This is a genomic window from Streptomyces sp. NBC_00576 (assembly GCF_036345175.1).
Lineage (GTDB): Bacteria > Actinomycetota > Actinomycetes > Streptomycetales > Streptomycetaceae > Streptomyces.
On the sequence record NZ_CP107780.1, the window covers coordinates 4,429,978 to 4,448,315 of the forward strand.

16 protein-coding genes are annotated in these 18,338 nt (G+C 67.6%); 5 read left to right on the top strand and 11 right to left on the bottom strand.

Going from position 1 to position 18,338, the window contains the following annotated elements; genetic code table 11:
• Positions 1 to 51: 51 nt before the first annotated feature.
• From OG734_RS18825 to larB, 9 genes are all read right to left on the bottom strand, one after another.
• Positions 52 to 774 (bottom strand): SDR family NAD(P)-dependent oxidoreductase, encoded by a 723-nt coding sequence (locus tag OG734_RS18825; RefSeq protein ID WP_330288673.1) that lies wholly within the window; start codon positions 772 to 774, stop codon positions 52 to 54.
• Positions 771 to 2,147, bottom strand: a complete 1,377-nt coding sequence (locus tag OG734_RS18830) for an aldehyde dehydrogenase family protein (protein WP_330288674.1) — start codon at positions 2,145 to 2,147, stop codon at positions 771 to 773. Before OG734_RS18830 ends, OG734_RS18825 begins: the two co-directional genes overlap by 4 nt.
• The gene (locus tag OG734_RS18835) at positions 2,147 to 3,232 is read right to left on the bottom strand and encodes a phenazine biosynthesis protein (RefSeq protein ID WP_330288675.1); all 1,086 of its coding nucleotides are present in this window, start codon (positions 3,230 to 3,232) and stop codon (positions 2,147 to 2,149) included. Before OG734_RS18835 ends, OG734_RS18830 begins: the two co-directional genes overlap by 1 nt.
• Positions 3,229 to 3,834 (bottom strand): anthranilate synthase component II, encoded by a 606-nt coding sequence (locus OG734_RS18840; protein WP_330288676.1) that lies wholly within the window; start codon positions 3,832 to 3,834, stop codon positions 3,229 to 3,231. The genes OG734_RS18835 and OG734_RS18840 overlap by 4 nt, the downstream gene beginning before the upstream one ends.
• Positions 3,831 to 5,234 carry an anthranilate synthase component I family protein gene (locus OG734_RS18845; RefSeq protein WP_330288677.1) on the bottom strand — a complete coding sequence of 468 codons (1,404 nt, stop codon included), beginning with the start codon at positions 5,232 to 5,234 and terminating at the stop codon, positions 3,831 to 3,833. The genes OG734_RS18840 and OG734_RS18845 overlap by 4 nt, the downstream gene beginning before the upstream one ends.
• A complete protein-coding gene (locus OG734_RS18850; RefSeq protein WP_330288678.1) occupies positions 5,231 to 6,445 on the bottom strand; it encodes a DUF362 domain-containing protein in 1,215 nt (404 codons plus the stop codon). The genes OG734_RS18845 and OG734_RS18850 overlap by 4 nt, the downstream gene beginning before the upstream one ends.
• Positions 6,435 to 7,112, bottom strand: coding sequence for a cyclase family protein (locus tag OG734_RS18855; protein WP_330288679.1), 678 nt, complete (start codon positions 7,110 to 7,112; stop codon positions 6,435 to 6,437). Before OG734_RS18855 ends, OG734_RS18850 begins: the two co-directional genes overlap by 11 nt.
• Positions 7,113 to 7,212: 100 nt before the next feature.
• Positions 7,213 to 8,511: a nickel pincer cofactor biosynthesis protein LarC gene (larC, locus tag OG734_RS18860; RefSeq protein WP_330288680.1), complete on the bottom strand. Its 1,299-nt coding sequence runs from the start codon at positions 8,509 to 8,511 to the stop codon at positions 7,213 to 7,215.
• On the bottom strand, positions 8,504 to 9,271 hold the full coding sequence (larB, locus tag OG734_RS18865; RefSeq protein WP_330288681.1) for a nickel pincer cofactor biosynthesis protein LarB: 768 nt from the start codon (positions 9,269 to 9,271) through the stop codon (positions 8,504 to 8,506). Before larB ends, larC begins: the two co-directional genes overlap by 8 nt.
• 42 nt (positions 9,272 to 9,313) lie before the next feature.
• Here larB and OG734_RS18870 point away from each other — a divergent pair, with 42 nt between their 5' ends.
• From OG734_RS18870 to OG734_RS18880, 3 genes are all read left to right on the top strand, one after another.
• Positions 9,314 to 10,141 carry an ATP-dependent sacrificial sulfur transferase LarE gene (locus OG734_RS18870; RefSeq protein WP_330288682.1) on the top strand — a complete coding sequence of 276 codons (828 nt, stop codon included), beginning with the start codon at positions 9,314 to 9,316 and terminating at the stop codon, positions 10,139 to 10,141.
• A 104-nt stretch (positions 10,142 to 10,245) separates the two neighbouring features.
• Positions 10,246 to 10,446 (top strand): hypothetical protein, encoded by a 201-nt coding sequence (locus OG734_RS18875; protein ID WP_330288683.1) that lies wholly within the window; start codon positions 10,246 to 10,248, stop codon positions 10,444 to 10,446.
• Entirely contained in the window at positions 10,443 to 10,703 is a 261-nt protein-coding gene (locus tag OG734_RS18880) for a hypothetical protein (RefSeq protein WP_330288684.1), read from the top strand. Before OG734_RS18875 ends, OG734_RS18880 begins: the two co-directional genes overlap by 4 nt.
• A gap of 1,036 nt (positions 10,704 to 11,739) precedes the next feature.
• Here the strand turns inward: OG734_RS18880 and OG734_RS18885 are convergent.
• Together OG734_RS18885 and OG734_RS18890 are read right to left on the bottom strand one after the other, a co-directional pair.
• Positions 11,740 to 12,009, bottom strand: a complete 270-nt coding sequence (locus tag OG734_RS18885; RefSeq protein WP_330288685.1) for a hypothetical protein — start codon at positions 12,007 to 12,009, stop codon at positions 11,740 to 11,742.
• Between the two features lie 164 nt (positions 12,010 to 12,173).
• Positions 12,174 to 13,652, bottom strand: coding sequence for an esterase/lipase family protein (locus OG734_RS18890; protein WP_330288686.1), 1,479 nt, complete (start codon positions 13,650 to 13,652; stop codon positions 12,174 to 12,176).
• A 20-nt stretch (positions 13,653 to 13,672) separates the two neighbouring features.
• On the opposite strand from OG734_RS18890, the gene OG734_RS18895 reads away from it, so the two are divergent.
• Together OG734_RS18895 and OG734_RS18900 are read left to right on the top strand one after the other, a co-directional pair.
• Entirely contained in the window at positions 13,673 to 15,844 is a 2,172-nt protein-coding gene (locus OG734_RS18895; protein ID WP_330288687.1) for a hypothetical protein, read from the top strand.
• The gene (locus OG734_RS18900) at positions 15,831 to 18,188 is read left to right on the top strand and encodes a WD40 repeat domain-containing protein (protein ID WP_330288688.1); all 2,358 of its coding nucleotides are present in this window, start codon (positions 15,831 to 15,833) and stop codon (positions 18,186 to 18,188) included. Before OG734_RS18895 ends, OG734_RS18900 begins: the two co-directional genes overlap by 14 nt.
• Positions 18,189 to 18,338 lie beyond the last annotated feature (150 nt).

Consider the following 18,338-nt stretch of genomic DNA (forward strand, 5'->3'; position numbering starts at 1 on the left):
TTTTGGAATGGTTTTGTCGGTTCGAACGATCAGCTGCGGAGGTGGTCCGCACTAGTGGAGATAGCGCCCGCCGTCCACGACGACGGTCTGGCCGGTGGTGGCGGTGGCACCCGACAGCGCGAGGATCGAGTCCGCGATCTCCTCCGGGAGGACCACCCGGCCCAGGGCGGTGCTCGCGAGCACGCCCTCCAGGGCAGCCGCGCTGAGCGAGTCGGTCATCTCGGACGCGACCGGGCCCGGAGCCACACAGTTCACCCGGATCCCTCTACCGCCGAGTTCACGGGCCGCGGACCGGGTGAGACCGATGACCGCGGCTTTGGCCGCCGCGTAGTGGGGCCCGAAGGCTCCACCGGTGAAGCCGGCGACGCTGGAAAGGTTGACGACGCTGCCGCGTGCTTCTTCCAGCGGCGCGAGCAGGGCCTTGAGTACGGCGTACGGTGCCTCCACGTTGGACTGGAGGCAGGCTCGGAACTCGTCCGGAGTCAGATCGTCGATCGGCACGGGGCGCGCTCCGCCCACGCAGTTGGCCAGCAGATCCAGTCCGTCCCAGTGGCCGGGGAGCGCGGAGGCGAGCACCGTGGCGCCCTGGTCGTCGGACAGGTCCGCCTGAACGAGCACCAGCCGGTCTCCGAAACCGGTGAGTTCGGCGAGCCGCTCGGGCCGGGACCGGTACTGGGCCAGCACTTCGGCGCCTTGTTCCAGACAGCGCCGGACGAGGCAGAGGCCGAGGTCCCCGGAAGCCCCTGCCACCACCACGGTGCGGGGCGCCGTCATCGGTTCGCCCCCGTCCGGACGACGGCCTTGGGCTCCAGCAGGAATGTGGTGAGGCTGCCGTCGTGCGGGAGTCCCGGGCTGCTTACCCAGGGGTCGGCGGGCCCATCGACGACGCGGCGTACGGTCGGGTCGTTCACGATCTTCTCCAGAAGTTCCGGGGACGACCCGAGAACGGTCAGAACCAGTGAGTCCCGAAGCGGTTTTGTCCCCAGTTCAGCGGTCCAGGGCGCTACCAGGACGAAGGGGAAGGGAAGCTCGGTGCCGAGCTCGGGATGGCCGGGATCCCGGGTGGACATGACGGCTGCCGGCACTGTCCGGGAGCCGTCGGCGAGTTCGGCGGTTCCGTCCGGTCCGGGCTCCGACGTGCGGTGGACACGCAGTCCTGTGCGGCTGAGACGGTCGACCTCTGCGGCGAGGGCAAGAGCGCGGTCAGCGGTGAATGCGGGAAGTGCTGCCCGGGAGTCGAGGACGGGCAGGAGGGGCAGCCGGGCCAGCGCGGTGGCGAGTGCGGCGGCGACCTCGTCCACGTCCTCGGTGGTCAGGACCACCGACGTGTTGGTGCACCGCGTCCCGCCGTCGGCGGCGACGGTGTGGGCGACATGCACGAGGGATGTCTCGTCCGCGGCGCCGCACAGCAGTACTTTGCTGCGGCCTGGGCCGCGTACCGCGACCGACTCCCGGCCCGCCCAACGGGCCATGGTGTCCTGGCCCCCGTAGACGAGCGCCCGGTCCGCGTGCTTGACCAGGAACTCCGCCGTCTCGTGACTGCCGGGCAGGATCGAGATCCGGCCCTTCGGCAGCCCCGCGGCGTACAGAGCGTGGGCCAGCCTCAGCGGGGTGAAGGGATCCCGTCCGCCCGGGCGTACGACGACCCCGTAGCCGAGTGACACTGCCCTCGCCCAGGCCAGATGAGGTTCGGGATGGTTGCTGGGTGCCACCACCGCGAGCGTGCGCCCGCGGCGGGTCCACCGGACCTCGTGGTCCGGGGACGACAACGGGAGCGGCAACTCGGCGGCGGTAGCCGCGGGGGCGTTGGTGAGCCCGTCCCTGATGTACCGCAGGGCGTGGACGAAGACCCGGTGGGGGATTCCGGCGGCGAGCGTGGCCTTGCGGCAGTACTCCTGCGGTGACTCGCCGGCCAGCTCTTCCTCGGCGAACGCCTGACCGGCGCGTGCCAGCAGCTCCGCCGGCACCGGCCCCCCGGCGGCTTCCGCGGCCCGTTTGAGGGCGATCTGGGCCAGGAGCGGAGGTGCCTGCCGTACGTCGGCGAGAAACCGGCCGTCCACCCCGTTCAGGGTCGACGTGTCCTCGCTCTCCCAGACGTCGCCGCCGACCAGGGGGTGCAGGACCAGCCCGGTGGTGGCGCCGCTCACTAGTAGACCCCTTCGATGATGGTGCTGCCCGCAGGTGAGTAGGGACGGATCTCGGCGATGTCATCGCCCAGGGCGCCCTCTGGAGTGCCTACTCGGATGACGCTGTCCCGCTCCGCCACGTTCGGCAGGAACATGTCCTGGCTCAGCAGGTGGACGAGGACTCGGCCGCGTTCGCCCACAGGAACCCGCAGGCCGTTGTCCGGGTCGATGACTTCGACCATGGCCTGCGGCTGGTGGGTGCGGAAGACGCAGCGGTACCCGTCGTAGGAGCCGTGCGGGAGCTGCGGTGCGATGCCCATGAGGCTGTTGCCGTACAGGCCGACCACCGCGGTGTCGGGGAAGAACTCCTCCTCGACCAGCCGCAAGGTGGTGGGGCTGATGCTGGTACCGCTCCAGATGAGTCCTCGCAGTTGCCCCTTGAGCCGGTCGTGCAGCTCCGGGCGGGCGCAGAGGGCCTCCAGCACCGGCGGGGTGATGAACAGAACGCCCACCCGCTGGGTCTCGACGATCAGTTCGGCCTGGTCCAGTACGTGCTGGACGTAGGCGTCCGCTTCGTCACGGCGGCCGTCGGCGATCAGACGCTTCACCCACCGCGGGTCGAAGTCGATGGTGAAGCAGACCCCTCCCCGTGCCTCGGCGAGGGTCCGCATGGAGCGGCCGACGATATGGGGTCCCGTCGGACCGATGTGCAGCCAATGGGATCCCATGGGGAATCCGTGGTCCGTGAGAACCGAGCTGACCCAGTCCAGTGCGCGGGTCCGGGAGCTGCTCTCGACGATCCGCTTGGGGGTTCCGAGGGTGCCCCCCGACTCGTACACACCGAAAGGCCGTCCCGCACAGCCTGCGGGGAAGAGATCGTCGACCGGGACCTTGCGCAGTTCCTCGCTGACGTCGGGGAAGTGTCGCAGGTCCGCGAGAGTCGTGATGTCGGTTCGGGGGTCGAAACCGAGGCCGGCCGCTTTGCGCAGCCAGAACGGCGATCCGGTCTGCTCCCCGAAATGCCATTCCAGAACAGCCCGCAGGTGTTCCTCCCCGCTGAGGGATCCGACCTCCTTGTCAAGGGGCGACCGCAGTTCGAGGCTCATGCCGATACCAGTCCTTCTCGTGCCTTGTGAAATCCGCGGGCGGCGACCAATGCGTTCTCCACCATGCGGAGACCGTGTTCGGTGAAAAGCGATTCCGGGTGGAACTGAACGCTCTCGACATGAAGTTCGCGGTGCCGCAGGGCCATCACCTCGCCGTCCTCGGACCAGGCGCTGACCTCGATCTCCGGAGGCAGTGTGGCGGGGGCTACGACCAGCGAGTGGTACCGCGTCACGGTGAGGGGTGAGGGGAGCCCGGTGAACACTCCGCGACCGTCGTGCGTCACCCGCGAGCACTTTCCGTGCATCGGCTTCTTCGCGTGGACGACCTCAGCCCCGAACACCTGGCCGATCGTCTGATGTCCCAAGCACACGCCGAAGATCGGGACACGGCCCGCCAGGGAGCGAACAGCTTCGAGCGAGATCCCGGCGCTGTCCGGATTTCCGGGCCCTGGAGAAATGAGGAGGAGGTCGGGTGCGAGCTTCACGATCGTGTCGACCGACACCTCGTCGTTGCGGAAAACCTGGCATTCCACCCGGAGGGCGCCCGCATACTGCACGAGGTTGTAGACAAAGGAATCGTAGTTGTCGATGACGCAGATCATCCGATCGCCCTCTCCAGGTCGATTCCGACGGCGCGGGCCGCGGCTCCGAGTTTGGCCAGGCATTCGGCGTATTCCTGTTCGGGGTCGGAGTCGAACACGATGCCGCCGCCCGCCTGCAGCCGTACCTGTCCCTGATGCAGGACGACGCTGCGAATGGTCAGATACAGATCGACGTCCTCGCCGCCGAAACTGCCGACGGCCCCCGAGTAGAAGGCGCGGCCGACCGGTTCCAGTTCGTCGATGATCTCCATCGCGCGAATCTTGGGCGCGCCGGTCATGGTGCCCGCGGGGAAGGTGGCCGTGATCAGATCCGCCCCGGACTGTTCCGGCCGCAACTGCCCGGTGACATCCGAGGTGAGGTGCATGACGTGCGAGTAGCGGTCCACCTCCATGAGGTGCGGAACGTTGATGCTGCCCGAAGTGCAGACCCGGCCGAGGTCGTTGCGGGCCAGGTCGACCAGCATTCGGTGTTCGGCCACTTCCTTGTCGGACGCCAGTAGCTCCTGCTCGGCCAGCCGGTCGGCAGCCTCGTCGGCGCCGCGTGGGCGGGTGCCGGCCAGCGGGCGGATGAGGGCCTCGCCGCCGGACAGCGTGACGCATGGCTCCGGCGAGCAGCCGGCGACTTCGAACTCCCGGCTGCGGTACCAGAACTGGTACGGCGAGGGGTTGAAGGAACTGAGCGCCGCGTAGAGCGCGAGTCCATCGGCATCGGCCTCGGCGGTGAGCCCCAGTGACAGTACGACTTGGAAGATGTCTCCGTTGACGATGTAGCGTTTCGCCTGCTGAACGGCTTTGTGGTAGTCGGAGCGGGTCAGCGTGAACTGTCCGACCCCCACCCGGGGGGTCTTCAGCGGCTGCGGAGCAGGGCCGGTCAGCAGGCGGACCGCCCGCGCGCAGGCGCGCGCGGCGGCGGACGGGTCGACGCCGCGCCCGATGACGCGCACGGCGCCCGGTTCGAAACGTATGAGGATCTCGGGGACGAAGAAGTCGTAGACGGGTAGGTCCGTGTCGTCGCGTGGCTTGAGCCGCTCGATGTCACGTGCGGCGTCGTAGCCGATGACGCCGAACCAGCGTCGTTCCTCGGCCACTTCGGCGTCTGCGAAATTCAGGTCCTCGATGAACCGGACGGCTCGGTGCAGGGCCGTCTGCCGGGGTTTCCGATTCAGCTCCGCTGCCAGCCCGCAGCTGATCAGAGCGAGCTCACCGACTGCCAGGACTCCGGGTCGTGTCTCCCCGGCGTACGAGGTGGCGAGCAGGATGCGTCCATGGCCCCGCATCGCGGCGGCCGCATTCGCGGGGTCCATGCGGCCGGGTAGCAGCCTCTCGCACCGGTGGACGGTGTCGCCCTCGCGCAGCGCGGAAATGATGGAGACCGGATCTGCCATGGGCGTGCCTGTCATGCCGAATCCACCCCCGCGTAGGAGGCCGGGACCCGGAACTGCGTTCGTTCCTGCTCGGTGACGCTCTGCCCCATCGCATAGCGGAACGCGGCGAGCTGAATGGCGCGCGGAGGGCAGCCCTCCACATAGATGCCGGCGTCCCGGTTCTCGTACAGACAGTTACCCACGAGGACCACGGCACCGCGCAGTTCGGGCATGACGGCCTGGGCGCCGGAGACGACCGTCATCTCGCCTTCCCAGAGGCGGATGTCGTCGCCAAGTGCCTCCATTGCCGCGGCTATCCAGCGACGGCAGGCGGCACAGGCGTTGTCCGCGTGGATGTGGATGCCGGCCCGAGGCGGGGTGATCACCGAGGGTGCCCGGCGCATGGTGAAGGAGAGTTCCTCCAGCGGGGTGCCCAGCAGTTCGATGTCGGTGAGGTCCTCCGGCCCCATGCCCCGGCTGTGCGCGTCGCGCAGATAGGCCACCTCGTGCGCCTTGAATCCGGCGAGTTCACCCACGGCGACGTCGAGAGCGACGGCGTTGGACGAGGCAGCCAGGAAGCCGGCCTCCCGAAGGTCGCCCAGCATCGGGTAGTTGCCTTCGATCACGGTACTGCCGTCGGAAATCGCCAGATCCTGGTGGCGAAGCAGATTGAGGTCCACGGTGGATTCGTCGACCCCGGCCATGTGCACGATCCGGGTGGTGAAGCCCGGCAGCAGACCCACCAGGTTCTTCATCGCATTCGAGTACACGACGCTGGCATGGGTGCGCAGCTGTGGAACTCCGATGAAATAGTCGCAGTCCAGGATGAGTTCGGGGATGGCCAGCGGAACGCGTAGCGAGGTGGCGCCGGGGATGGGAGTGACGCGCAGGGGCATGTCGTCAAAGCTCATGACGTCCGCGTACTTGTGCACCTCGTGGTCGCGGAGCACATCGAACAACGCATGAGTGCGTTCGGCGACGACGGCCCGGGCACCGTGGTCGACGACGGTTTTCGCGATGGCGGCAAGGAGTGCGGGGCTTACGTGAAAACCCGGTTCCACCTGGAACATGTTGGGCTTGATCAGTACGGTCTGGCCGGCTTTGAGTCCGCTCAGCGGGTTGCCGAGCAGGTCGAGCAGCCGAGCGAGGGCCGCCTCCATCTGCGCCACGTCGGCCCGCGGGTCGGTGCGAGTGAGCGCTACGGAGTAGCCGGCTCCGGCCGGTGGGTTCACGGAATCAACTTGCATCGTCGTTCTCCACGGCTACGACCCGCGCCGGAGCGGCCTCGACTCCGGCGACCTTGACGGGCAGTGCGATGAGCTGCACCACCTGCTGGGACAGCTCGTGCATGTTGGTCAAGTACTCGATCAGCGGAATGCCGGCCCCGAGCAGTGCGTGATGGACCGGCGATTCACGGTCGCCGGGGCGCTCCGTCAGACAGTCGAAGCCCACGAGGCAAGCGCCGTTGTCGATGGCCCACTCCGCCGCGGACGGGGTGAGGTACGGCGGCTTGTCCCAGTAGTCCTCACGCCCCCAGGCGCGGCGCACGTAATCGGTCCTGATCAGGAGGCGGTCGCCACGCTGCCAGACCTCGCCGAGTTCCTTCTCCAGATCTTCGCCGGTGACCGGGTCCAGGTCCCCCTTGTGCGACAGGTCGGCGACGCAGGCGCGACCTATCAGCGTTTCCAGCGGCACGGCGTCGATGCCCTCGGCGCCGGGGTAGAAGTGCAACCGGTACTCGATGTGCGTGGCGTTGTGGGGGAACAGGTGCAGCGTGGAAAACGTACGTTCCGTACCGTTCGGGTCGTTTTCGGGGGTCATCGCTCGCTCGGCGGTGAACTTGGGGAACCACGGTGCCGGATAGGAAGGCATTCCCTCGTAGAAACCGTGCGTCAGATCAATCAGCCGCGGCACAATGTCTCCTTGTTCGCGATCATGGCGAGACAACACTGCGGCACATTGATGACTGTTGTCAATGCATTCACCGTGATAATTGACTGACCCTTAACAAAAGTCAATTCCGGTCGTGGGCGGTTCCGTCCCGAGGGGAGGCTTCCAGGGCCGAGGCTCGGAACTCGTCCCAGTAAGCCCTGACCGCCCACTCGTTGATCGCGCGCTGCGGGCGGCCCAGAGCCGCTGCCGCACTGGCGACGTCCACGAACTCCGGCTGAACGGTGCGTTCCGCGCCGCTCCCTCCGATCTTCACCCGCACGGACTGACGGTTGTCGGCAGGCCCGAGCTCCACCCGGGTCATGGATCGAGGCATCAGTTCCCGCTCGGCACTCCACCACCGGACGCCCAGCGTGCAGGTGTGCGCGAAGAGGGCTCCGGACACCGCAGCGCGGTTCCCTGCCCGGCAGAGCGCTGTCACCAGCTGGCCAGGGCGTCCGCCACGACCCGTCACCTGGGTGATCCAGCAGTCCCATGCGCCGGCGGCGCGCAACGCCTCCAGCGTCCCCGGCCACAGCCTCGGGTCCATGTCGTCGACCATGCTCTCCAGCACGATCACCGTGTCGTGACCGGAGGCGGGCGCCTGCGGCGAACGGCCGATCATGACTCGAGTCACGTTGGGGCGATCCTGCAGTTCCCGGGTGCCGCCGCCGTATCCGCCGGCGGTGATCTGCATCGCCGGCGGATCACCGGGCCGCGCCAGCGCGGCGACCAGGGCGGCGCCCGTGGGAGTCGTGCACTCACCGGGCAACGCTCCGCCGGCCAACGGCAGACCGAAGACACGGGCGATCTCCAGTACCGCAGGGACCGGTACCGGCAGTACCCCGTGCGCACCCCTGACGTGTCCGGTGCCCGCTTCGAGTGCGGTACAGGTGACTTTCACGTCCTCGGCGAGAAGCCCGAGGTCATCCAGCGCCGCAGCACAGCCCACCACATCGGCGAGCGCGTCGAACGCCCCCACCTCGTGGAAATGAACTTTCTCCCGGCTCGTGCCGTGGACGGTCGCCTCGGCGTCGGCCAGGAGCGAGAAGGTGTGATGTGCGAAGTGCGCCGCGGCCGGGCTCAGCTCCTCGGCCCGGTCCAACAGCTCCTGCACATCGCCGAGGTGGCGCTCGCGGTCAGGCACGGACGGCATGGCGACATCCACCCGGGTGCAGGCCAACCCGCCCCGCCGGTCGGCACGGGCGCTGATCGAGAGCCCCGGGATCCCGAGCGAGGCGATGGCCCGGTTGACCTTGTCGAGGCTGGCGCCGGCGTCCAGCAGCGCTCCGAGAAGCATGTCTCCGGCTACGCCTGTGGAGCAGTCGAGATGGGCTGTCAGCAGCGCTTCGGGGGATCCCCCTGTGGATGCGTGCTCAGTCATGCGACCTCTCCTCGCTCCGTGCGGGGGCTGCGGGGGCTGCGGGGGCTGCGGGCGCGGTCTGCCGGGCGATCTTCGCGGCGTGGACGGCGGCTCCGAAACCGTTGCCGATGTTCATCACCGCAACACCGGGACTGCACGACGAGAGCATGGCCATCGCAGCCACGAATCCGCCGGCGCTCACCCCGTAACCGACCGGACTGGGTACCGCTACGACAGGTGCGGAGATCAGCCCCGCCACCACGCTCGGCAGCGCGCCCTCCATACCGGCGATCACGACCGCGCAGGCCGCACCGTCCAGCTGCGGCAGTACTGCGAGCAGCCTGTGGAGGCCGGCGACGCCGACATCCGCGATGAGCCGTCCCGTGGTGCCCAGTACGGCAAGTGTGGTGAGGCACTCGCGCGCCACCGGGAGATCCGAGGTACCGGCGGCGAGCACCACGACCTCGCCCCGCGGTACGGGCAGTTCGCCCACCACGACGGTGCGCCCCAGCCGGTCGATCTCGACCTGTTCGCCGGCGAAGTGACCAGCGGCCCGGGAGAGCACCTCGTCGGGGCATCGCGTGGCCAGAGCCGGACTGCCGGGATCCGCTTCGCGCAGCCGGGCCAACAACTCCAGTGACTGATCGGGGGTCTTGCCCTCAGCGAAGACGACCTCCGGCACTCCTGTCCGGCGACGGCGATCGATGTCGAGCCGAGCTGTTGACTCGACCTCGACAATACGTTGACTGTCTAGTTGAGGGAATGTCACTCTAGTAAACATAGACAAGTAGTAACAGTCAGCGCAATGACTCCGAGGACTCCCATGACGTCTCCCCCCGACCTCTCGGCCATCGTCGAGGGCCTGCTCGGCCGGCTCTCGGACCTGGGCGGGGTGGTCGTCGCGTTCTCAGGCGGTGTGGATTCCACCGTCCTCCTGGCTGCCGCGCTGAGATCTCTGCCGCGGGGCAGGGTCGTTGCCGCGACGGCGGACTCCCCCAGCCTGGCCCGCACGGAACTCGCCCACGCGCAGCGCCTCGTGGAAGCGATGGGGGCCGAGCACGTCCTGGTCCCGGTCGACGAGCTGTCGGTCGACGGGTATCGCGCGAACGCCGGAGACCGCTGCTACTTCTGCAAACAGACCATGCTCAGCGCGTTCAGCGAACTGGCCGTCACACGTGGCCTGGGCCACGTCGCCACCGGAACCCACCTGGGCGACCGCCGGGCCCCGCATCGCCCGGGACTGCGCGCCGCCCGGGAACTCCGGGTCGTCGAACCGCTGGCCGACGCCGGATTCGACAAGTCCGCCATCCGAGCCCTGGCCCGGGCCTGGGAGCTCGACGTGGCGGACAAACCTGCCAGTCCCTGCCTGGCCTCGCGGCTGGCTGTCGGTGTCCCTGTCACGATCGGACGGCTGAACCTGGTCGAGAGATCCGAAGCGGCGGCCCGCCTTTTCCTCACCGAGTCCGGTGTTCATCCGCGCGATCTGCGTGTCCGCCTCCTGGCAGACCAGTTCCGCCTCGAACTGGACGAGCAGACCTACACCGATGTGACGAACGCAGGCCTCATCGACAGCGTGCTGCAGCACCTTTCGTCCACTGGACTCGTAGTGCACGGCACGCTCACCCACTACCGATCCGGATCAGTCTCCTGACCTGTGAACTGAGGCAGGGAGCAAGCAGCCGGACCAGCCCGAGGGCGACGGCATACCGCAAAGACGCATGGTCCGGCTGGCCGGACTTCATCGGCGGGATCCCGGTGACCGACCCCAAGTTCAAGCCTCAGCGTGGGCCCCAGCCGACGTTCCTGCTCGCCAACCATGACCAGCTTCCGCCCCCGGAGCAAGCCATGCTGGACTTCGAGGCACACGTCGCGGCGACCAAGTTCGCCGTCGCCCCGCCGGGTTCCCCGCTCGCCGGACAGCTGGTGATCACGCTGCTCGTGACGAGGCCCCGATGACACTGCCACCGGGCCGACCGAAACTCGGCCGACACCTGCTGATGGCCGACCCGGACGACTGGTCCATCCGTGGCCTGCCGTCCGAGCCCGACCTGCACCGGCCGATCGACGTCGGATTCGCGCCCGGTGATCCGGCCCTGTACGTCCTGGCCTTCGGCGAATTCGAGATGACCGACCACGGTGTCGAGGCCAAGGCCGGGACCGGCCGCCTCCTGCACTGGGAAGGCTGGGACCAGCCCACCGCCACCACCGACTGAGCCGGCCCGCGGCTGGTCCGCCACCCTGCGTGTACCGCGTACCGCATAGCACCGGCCTACCGAAGGGATCAGCGCACGTCCCCCCGGCAACACCCCGAAGAGGTCAGTAGGGGCGGTCCGCTCCACCCGGAGCGGACCGGCGCGGGACGGTGGTCGACCGGGATGGTCGTGGATCGGGACGGTGGTGGAGGCGGCCATCGCAGACGGTGCCGCCACTTGGTCGGCCCGAACTTCGGCATGCTCGCCGCCGGCCAGTGGCAGCGGCGGCGTACCGCGACGTCCACCAATCATTCGCCGCAAGCCACAGAAACGGCAGGTCAGAGGTAGTCCGGCTCGCCGTCCCGCCTTGCTGCCCCTATACAGAGGACACTCGCTGGCGCACATCCGCTACGCTGTCCCTGGTCGGTCGTTGGTACGTCGCGCTGTCTGCTCAAGTGACACTGCGGAGGGACGTCGCACCACATCTGACCAGCGGGCTTGTGATCCTCACCGAAGATCCACTTCCTGGATTTTCGACAAGGTTTTCCACAGGCCCCCGCCTTCGTGGGGCTTGTAGAAAACTCCATCGCCGCAGGTCAGCGGGGGGCCAGGAAATGGCTCCAGAACGCAGACCCGCCGATTCGGAAACGCTCAGAGAATCGCTGCAGGTCAAGGCGCGTTCTGGGATCACGCCGGTGGTTCTTCTTGCGAGTGACGCGCAGCCACTTGAAGCGGTTCATACTCTCGTCGGTTTGAACCCTCCATCGCGCCCTCAACGCTTCCCCTGGGCGGCAGTAGACGACGGTCACGTCGGCGCCATCAAGAACATCGCAACCACATGAGGTTTCGACCGGCAACTGTCGGCGTACAAGCTGCGCAAGCAGGCGCAGGCCCCGCCCCCAGTGGAGTCGGGCACTACTCGGTCGGCTGTAATGCCGTTGTGGAGACATGGTGGTGGGATGCGTTGCCGGCACCGGTACGTGAGCAAGTCGACGCTCTCGTCCTGAGTGACCGTCGGCTGCAGGCGATCCGGGTGACGCTGGAAGCGGTTCAGGTTCTACAGGATGGCGCCCAGGCTCCGCATCCTGGCCTGCACGACTGCCAGCGCGTGGTGATGGCTCGCTATCAGGCCCTGGCTGACCGAATCGTCCGGCAACCCGATCCCCCGAGGGATGTGGAGAGGCTGGCCACTCGCATCGGCCAGCTGCCCGGGCAGCCGGCTGCGGTCGAAGCCATATGGGACGGGGACACGGACGGCTGGTTCGTGGTGCTCGTCGCTGTCCTGGACGCCCCGCAGGGCGAGGTCGAGCTCGCGATGATCCGCCATGGCTCGGATCTCCGCATCTTCAACGGACAGGTACCGCCCTGGCCAGAGTCACAAGAAGCCGTGAGAACTGGCACTGCTCTGGCCGGACGTTTCAGCGTGCCCTTCCACTTTGCAAGCCCGGACGAGCCCGATGACGAGGCACCCCGGTGGCGGGCCTCCCGCTCTTAATCCACTTCCTGCATAGTGCCGGGTTCACTGGCCAGTACAAGTTGAGTGATGGTGTGTCCGTCGATGGTGCGGGCGATGACGCGATACAGACCCGGAGCGCTCACAATGGTCCTGGCCTTGATGTATCCGTCGCCCCAGCCCAGTTTGAGGGCCTGCGAGTTCCGGCCCTCGACGTCAGCTACTTCGCATCGGAGACCGGCCAAGGAATCTACGCCACTGAGCGCGATGGTCCAAGGGGCTCCGACATCCACAAGATCGGGGACCTCCAGTCCACAGCCGGGTGCGCCCTGGGGCGGCCCGAGGTGTTCGTCGTCCCTCAATATCTCCGCGACGGCCTTGAGCGCGATGCGATCTGAGGCAACGGCGCCGTGGTGGAGCGGAAGTGGTGTGACAGCGGGTCCTACGGCTGCGGAATCTTTGTAGACGGTGCCGTCACCCATCACGTCGAAGAATTTCAGGTCGCCGCGCGGGTCGCGGATGAAGTCGCCACTTCTGTGCTGGCGAGCTCCGTGGTGATGCGGTTGGACGACGCCATCACGGATCGTGAGACTTTGCATGGTGGCCTGGTTGGTGCCGGCAACGGCCCAGTGCCCGGGCAGCATGACGTGGACCTGTTTTCCGTGGAAGTCAGCTGCTGCCTGGGCGAGTTCGGCAGTACCGCCGATGCTTGTCACATCACTGGGGGTAAGGCGACGGACATTGTTTCCGTCGACGAGGCAGGCGTACTGCGGCAGAAGGTCATGGAGGCCGGGCATGGTGGCCGAGATGGACTGCAGTTGCCGATGCGGGAGCGGGACCGGGGTGCCGCGCCCGGTGTTGAGGATCGCGGTTGCTTTCACCGCACCGTAGAAGGGTGTGCCAAGGGTGAGGACGGCGCGGGTGTCGTCGGCCAAGTCACTGTCGTGCGTGGCATCAAGGGCGGCGCGGGTAACGAGACCTCCCATGGAGTGGGCGACGAAAACGAGGCGTGCGGGTCGCTCGTCGACACGGTTGCGGCGGGCTGCATCGTGGGCGGGATGCAGCCGCCAGGCAGTCAGGTGGCGGCGTGCGGCCTCAGCCAAAAGGCGACCGTTAACGCTGACAGGCAGACGCCAGTCGTAGGCGAACTCCAAGACGGCGGCCGAATCGGCGACGCAACCGCGGACAGCCTTGATCAGGTCGGTGTAAGGCTCGAACCCCTGGAGGTAGGGAGTCCAGGACGAGTGGCGCATCAGCTGAGTGGCCTTGATCCGGTTGGTCTTGCCTTCCAACTCCTCCGGAGTCAGGCGCAGTGGCTCAAGGCCCTTGGACCGGGTCCATGCCTTCAGGAGCCATGAAACGCCAGATAAGCCCCAGATGGTCTTCTGCGTGACGGTGTCGTACAGCTCGCTGCCCATGATGCCCGGGACGATGACGACGGCGTCCTGGGTGAGGTCGGCGACCACAGCCGATGCGCCGGCTGCGGATTTCGCATGTTCTGGCCCATGATGGTTCATGGCTGTGAACAATAGAGAACATGCAGGGGGAGCACGGGGAGATTGGCTTAGCCGGGCAGGCCAACTCGTCAAAGGATGAAGAGGATGCGCGGGTGGCGCACTCCGGCTCACTGGTCATCGTGACCGTGGAAGACGGGGATCCCGAGTTCGCCAAAGCCATCGAGGAACAACTGTCGGTCGTGACTGCGTGGTGGCAAGCCGCGCCGGCACCGGGGAACGGATTTGTACAGACCGTTCTGCGTGCGCCGCAAGAACGTCATGATGTGGAGCGCTTTCTGCACGCCTCCGGCATTCGGGAGGCGACAGAAGACGAGGCGCTGGTTCTGTACATCACGTCACACGGCGCTGTCGGCACATCCACCAGACACTTTCTGCTCCTGCCAGGCACTGACACCGATCGGCTGCTGGCGACGGGCATGCCGACGAACGAGGTCGTCATCGCCGCTCTCGACTCTCGCGCCCGCCATGTGCTGGTGATCGTCAACGCATGTGAGGCGGAAGGCATCGACGTGGAGCTGAAGGCTCTCGCCCGCGACCTTGCCCGGCCAGGGACCGCGGAGAGGACATTGAACGTCGTGGCGACAACGTCGACCCGTTTCCCGGTACTGGGCCGCGAGTTCGCCGTCGTCCTGCGCAGGGCCTACGAGTGGCTGCAGGACGCGGCCGGTATCGCCCGCCCTCACCTGTCGATCTCCGAATTCATCCAGGCCCTGGAACAGGCCACCGAACGACTCAACGAAGAGCGGGATCTCTCGCTGGCCGGCCCACGAACGGTCCTCCAGGGCAAGCTCGGCGCCCCTGTCCCTACGCTGCCCAACCCCGGCTACCAGCCCAAGCCGCAGGTGGTCACCCGAGCCAGGGAGGAGGTCGCGGCCACGCCCGAGGAACTGGAGTACTGGCTGGACCGCGCCAGCGGCCGCGCCAGCAAGGATGATCCCGGCTGGTACTTCTCCGGCCGCCAGGAACTCAACCGCCGGCTGACGAGCTTCGTCAGAGGTCCTTCGGGCGTCCTCATCGTGACGGGCACCGCAGCCAGTGGAAAGTCCGCGGTACTGGCCCGGACGGTGACCCTCAGCGATTCCGCCTTCCGAGCGTCACCGCGCTACGCGGAGGCCGTGAGCAAGGCACCTGCGGACAGCGTTCCGGACGAGGGGTCCATCCAAGTCGCAGTGTCCGCCCGCAACCGCGGGCCGTTGAGCCTGATCGAAGCCATCGGCACCCGCCTGGGCTGTGAGCAGGACCGCGCGCAACCGGCGACAGACGCAGTGCGGCAATGGCAGGAAGGGTTGCGGACTTTCTTCACGACCCGTCAGGAAGACACGGTCACTGTGGTCGTCGACGGCCTCGACGAATCCCCCGACGCGGTCGCCTGCATTCGCGATGTTCTCGTGCCTCTCGCCGCCTGCGCCGGCGTGCCCGGCAGCGCAGGCAGCATCTCCGTCCCCCCGCAGGGTGTCGGCTTCATGTCGGCCGTATCGCCGCCCGCTCGCCCGGGACTGCGTCTTCTGCTCGGAGTCCGCAGCACCAGCCCGGGTACTCCGGAAGCAGCCGTCGCCACCGGACTGCGAGGGCTGTTGCAGGAACTGCTGATCGTCTTTCCGGCAGCGCAGGTAGTACGTACGGATGGTGAGGGGGTGCAGGCGGACATCGCTGCCTACTCGGCCGCTCTGTTGGCCGGCGCGGTCTGGGGCACCGACCCGACGGTGGTGGCCTCGGCAGCGGACTGTGTGGCGCGTCATGTGGGTCGGTCCTTCCTCGACGCGCGTCTGGCCGCCGAACAATTACGCCGCCGCGACGGAGCCACGCTGCTCAGCGACCCACTGTGGCTCTCACAGCTCGACCGAGGCACGGTGGGCCTGTTCGAGCAGGACCTCGACCAGGTCACCGATGACGGCCTGAACAAGGAGGAGGCACTCGCGCTGCTGCGCGCCACCGCTTTCGGACTGGGCCGGGGGATTCCCTGGGCCCAGGTATGGCCGGCCGTGGCCTCAGAGCTGCTGCAGAACCGCCTCGATCACGCCGACGAGAAGATCCGGCGCCTTCTAGTGGGCCGACTCGCCGGATATCTCACGCATGACGTCGAGGATGACCATGTCGTGTACCGGCCCGCCCACGAGCAACTCGGAGTCATGCTGCGCCGGTGGCCGCTGCCGCCGCAGGAGACGAGGAGGGCCTTGGATGAATCTGGATGACCAGCAGAGAGATCCCCATGCCGGTGAGCAGCAGACTCATGCGCGCATCGCGGCCGCACTGGCGCGTTTGGTCAGGCCTGATGCGGTGACCGTGCCGCATCCCTATCTGAGCCGATATCTGGCTCACCATGCCGCGCTCGGCGGCGAACTGGATGACAGTCATGTGCCGCCCGACCTGCTGCCGTGGATCACCGGCGACGGTGTCCGAGGGCTTCTCAACCTGCCGCACGCCCATCACGCGGACCGGGCGTGGCTCACTGCATGGGCTGCTGTCGAGCCCTACCTCCAGGATGCGGATCTTTCCTCCCGATGCTCTAGCCTGCACCTGGCCTACACCGCTTTGCGTTTTCCCGGCGTCCCTCGCCAGCTCCTCCCTCAGGAGGCCGCAGAATTCGCGGGCTCCCGGCTGTGTGTCCGCTGGTCACGATGGGCGCCCCCATCCAACGTGCTCGCGACTCTCAGCCGCCGCAGTCTGTCGCTGACCACGGCCGAGGGCCCCGGTGGTGCCGCGCTTCTGGCCCTGGGCAATGTGTCGGGCAGCATCGAATTCATCGACACGACCACCGGTGCACCTGTCGGCGATCGGATGCCCGCACACGATGGTGATGTGCGGTGCCTGTTCTTCGTGCCGCACTCCACCGGTGGTGGAGCGCTTGTCTCGGGCAGCACCGACGGCACGGTACGCGTCTGGGACACGGTCCGAGCAACACTGCTCGACCACAGGGCGTTCGGTGGACACACCTGGACCTCCGCTGTCACCGGATACCGCGACGACGCAGGGGCGTTGACCGTGGCAGCGGTCGACGGACACGGCACGGTGAAACTGTGGCGCGAGCACTCGGAGGAACACCACCTGGCCGACATGAACGCCCACCCGTTGGAGCAGGCCGCATTCGCACTGGCCCTCGCCGACGGCCCCGGCGGTCGGCAGGTGCTGGTCGGCGTCGGCCACACACTGAATATCTGGGACATCGCAGATCACCGGCTACTGCATGAGTACCCTGTCGGCGCTCCGGTCAGGTCCCTGACCGACACGACAGTGCCCGGCCGGTTCGCCACCGGCCACAGCGACGGTTCCATCACTCTGTGGGACACGGCCTCAGGCTCCCAAGCCATCTTCCCCGGGGAGGGAGAGCCCGTCACCGCCCTGGCGGCACTGCACATCGACGGCTTGGACCTGCTCGCCTCAGCAGCCTCGGGACCACCGATCGCTCTGTGGGACATCGGCGCCGAACGGCGGACCGGTCAGCTCACGGGGCACACGGACACCGTGACCGCCCTGCGCACCATCTCTGCCGACGGCACCGATCGACTCGCCTCCACAGCCCGGGACAACACCGTCCGACTGTGGGACACCCGCGCCATCCACCACGCGATTTCGGGCACCGCCACAGCCCCCGCCGCGGTGGCCGCGGCAATCACCCCGGACTCCGCTGCCGCCCCGCACCTGGCCGTCAGCTACGCCACCGCACAGACCCAGGTCTGGGACACTCTCAGCGGCACGGCCACCGGCCCGTTCGGCAGCGACCCGGAGCGCCCCCCGCCCACCCTCACCTGGGCACCGGAGAACCAGGGCCGGCGCTTGCTCCTCTGGGCGGCACCCGACCACAGCATCAGGTCCTGGGACCCCGTGCGCGGCACTGCTGCCGACATCCTTCTCAAGGGGCACTCCCAGCCGGTACGCACCCTTGCCTCGACCGTGGCCTGCGGTGGACGACGGTTGGCCATCAGCGGCGACGACTTCACAGTCCGGTGGTGGGACCTGGACAGCGGACAACCGCTACAACTGTGGCGGCACCCCTACACCGTTCGAACGGTGGCCGCGGCGTCCGACGGAGTCGGCGCGGACTGGTTCGCCTCTGGCAGCACTGATGGGGCAGTGCGCCTGTGGGACACCACAGGCGGTACGCCCAGGCATGTTTTCTACTGTCGGCAGGGCTTCGTCAATGCCGTGGCCATCAACGCGGGCCTCTCGCGATTGCCTCCTTTCCTCGCCAGCGGTGGAGACGACGGCACTGTGCGCCTGTGGGATCTTGCTGCCCTCGCGCCCATCGGCGAGCCGCTCCAAGGACACACCGATGCCGTCGAGGCCATCACCACCTGGACGACATTCGCCGATGTTCCTCGCCCCTACGTCGCCAGCTCCTCCCGGGACGGCACGATCCGATTCTGGGAAGCGGCGACATCGCGCTGTGTTCTGCAGCTGGCCACGGGAAGTCCTGTGCATACGCTGTCCGCGCATCTCTCCGGCCAATCGACCAGCAGTGTCGTCCTCACCATGGCGGGAGAGGCCGGGGTCGCCGTTCTCGAGCTGGACCTGGAGGACCTATCACCTACGAGATAGGCCGTGCGCCCCCTCAAATCCTTCGTGCGCCCCTCATGGGATCGGCAGGATCGGCTGTTCTTACCTTCCCAGCGGCAGAAAATGATCGTTCTGCCGCGTTCAGACGCCTGGGCACCCGCGAGTGCGTGAGAGGCGGATGTCCTGAAGACG

What these genes read in the sequence shown, in the direction of transcription:
- OG734_RS18895 (WP_330288687.1), top strand. Translation starts at nt 13,673, where the DNA reads ATGCAGGGGGAGCACGGGGAGATTGGCTTAGCCGGGCAGGCCAACTCG.
- OG734_RS18890 (WP_330288686.1), bottom strand. Translation starts at nt 13,652, where the DNA reads ATGAACCATCATGGGCCAGAACATGCGAAATCCGCAGCCGGCGCATCG.
- OG734_RS18850 (WP_330288678.1), bottom strand. Translation starts at nt 6,445, where the DNA reads ATGCAAGTTGATTCCGTGAACCCACCGGCCGGAGCCGGCTACTCCGTA.
- OG734_RS18870 (WP_330288682.1), top strand. Translation starts at nt 9,314, where the DNA reads ATGACGTCTCCCCCCGACCTCTCGGCCATCGTCGAGGGCCTGCTCGGC.
- OG734_RS18885 (WP_330288685.1), bottom strand. Translation starts at nt 12,009, where the DNA reads ATGGCGGATCATCGCGAGCTCGACCTCGCCCTGCGGGGCGTCCAGGAC.
- OG734_RS18840 (WP_330288676.1), bottom strand. Translation starts at nt 3,834, where the DNA reads ATGATCTGCGTCATCGACAACTACGATTCCTTTGTCTACAACCTCGTG.
- OG734_RS18825 (WP_330288673.1), bottom strand. Translation starts at nt 774, where the DNA reads ATGACGGCGCCCCGCACCGTGGTGGTGGCAGGGGCTTCCGGGGACCTC.
- OG734_RS18835 (WP_330288675.1), bottom strand. Translation starts at nt 3,232, where the DNA reads ATGAGCCTCGAACTGCGGTCGCCCCTTGACAAGGAGGTCGGATCCCTC.
- larC (WP_330288680.1), bottom strand. Translation starts at nt 8,511, where the DNA reads ATGACTGAGCACGCATCCACAGGGGGATCCCCCGAAGCGCTGCTGACA.
- OG734_RS18880 (WP_330288684.1), top strand. Translation starts at nt 10,443, where the DNA reads ATGACACTGCCACCGGGCCGACCGAAACTCGGCCGACACCTGCTGATG.
- larB (WP_330288681.1), bottom strand. Translation starts at nt 9,271, where the DNA reads ATGTTTACTAGAGTGACATTCCCTCAACTAGACAGTCAACGTATTGTC.
- OG734_RS18900 (WP_330288688.1), top strand. Translation starts at nt 15,831, where the DNA reads ATGAATCTGGATGACCAGCAGAGAGATCCCCATGCCGGTGAGCAGCAG.
- OG734_RS18845 (WP_330288677.1), bottom strand. Translation starts at nt 5,234, where the DNA reads ATGACAGGCACGCCCATGGCAGATCCGGTCTCCATCATTTCCGCGCTG.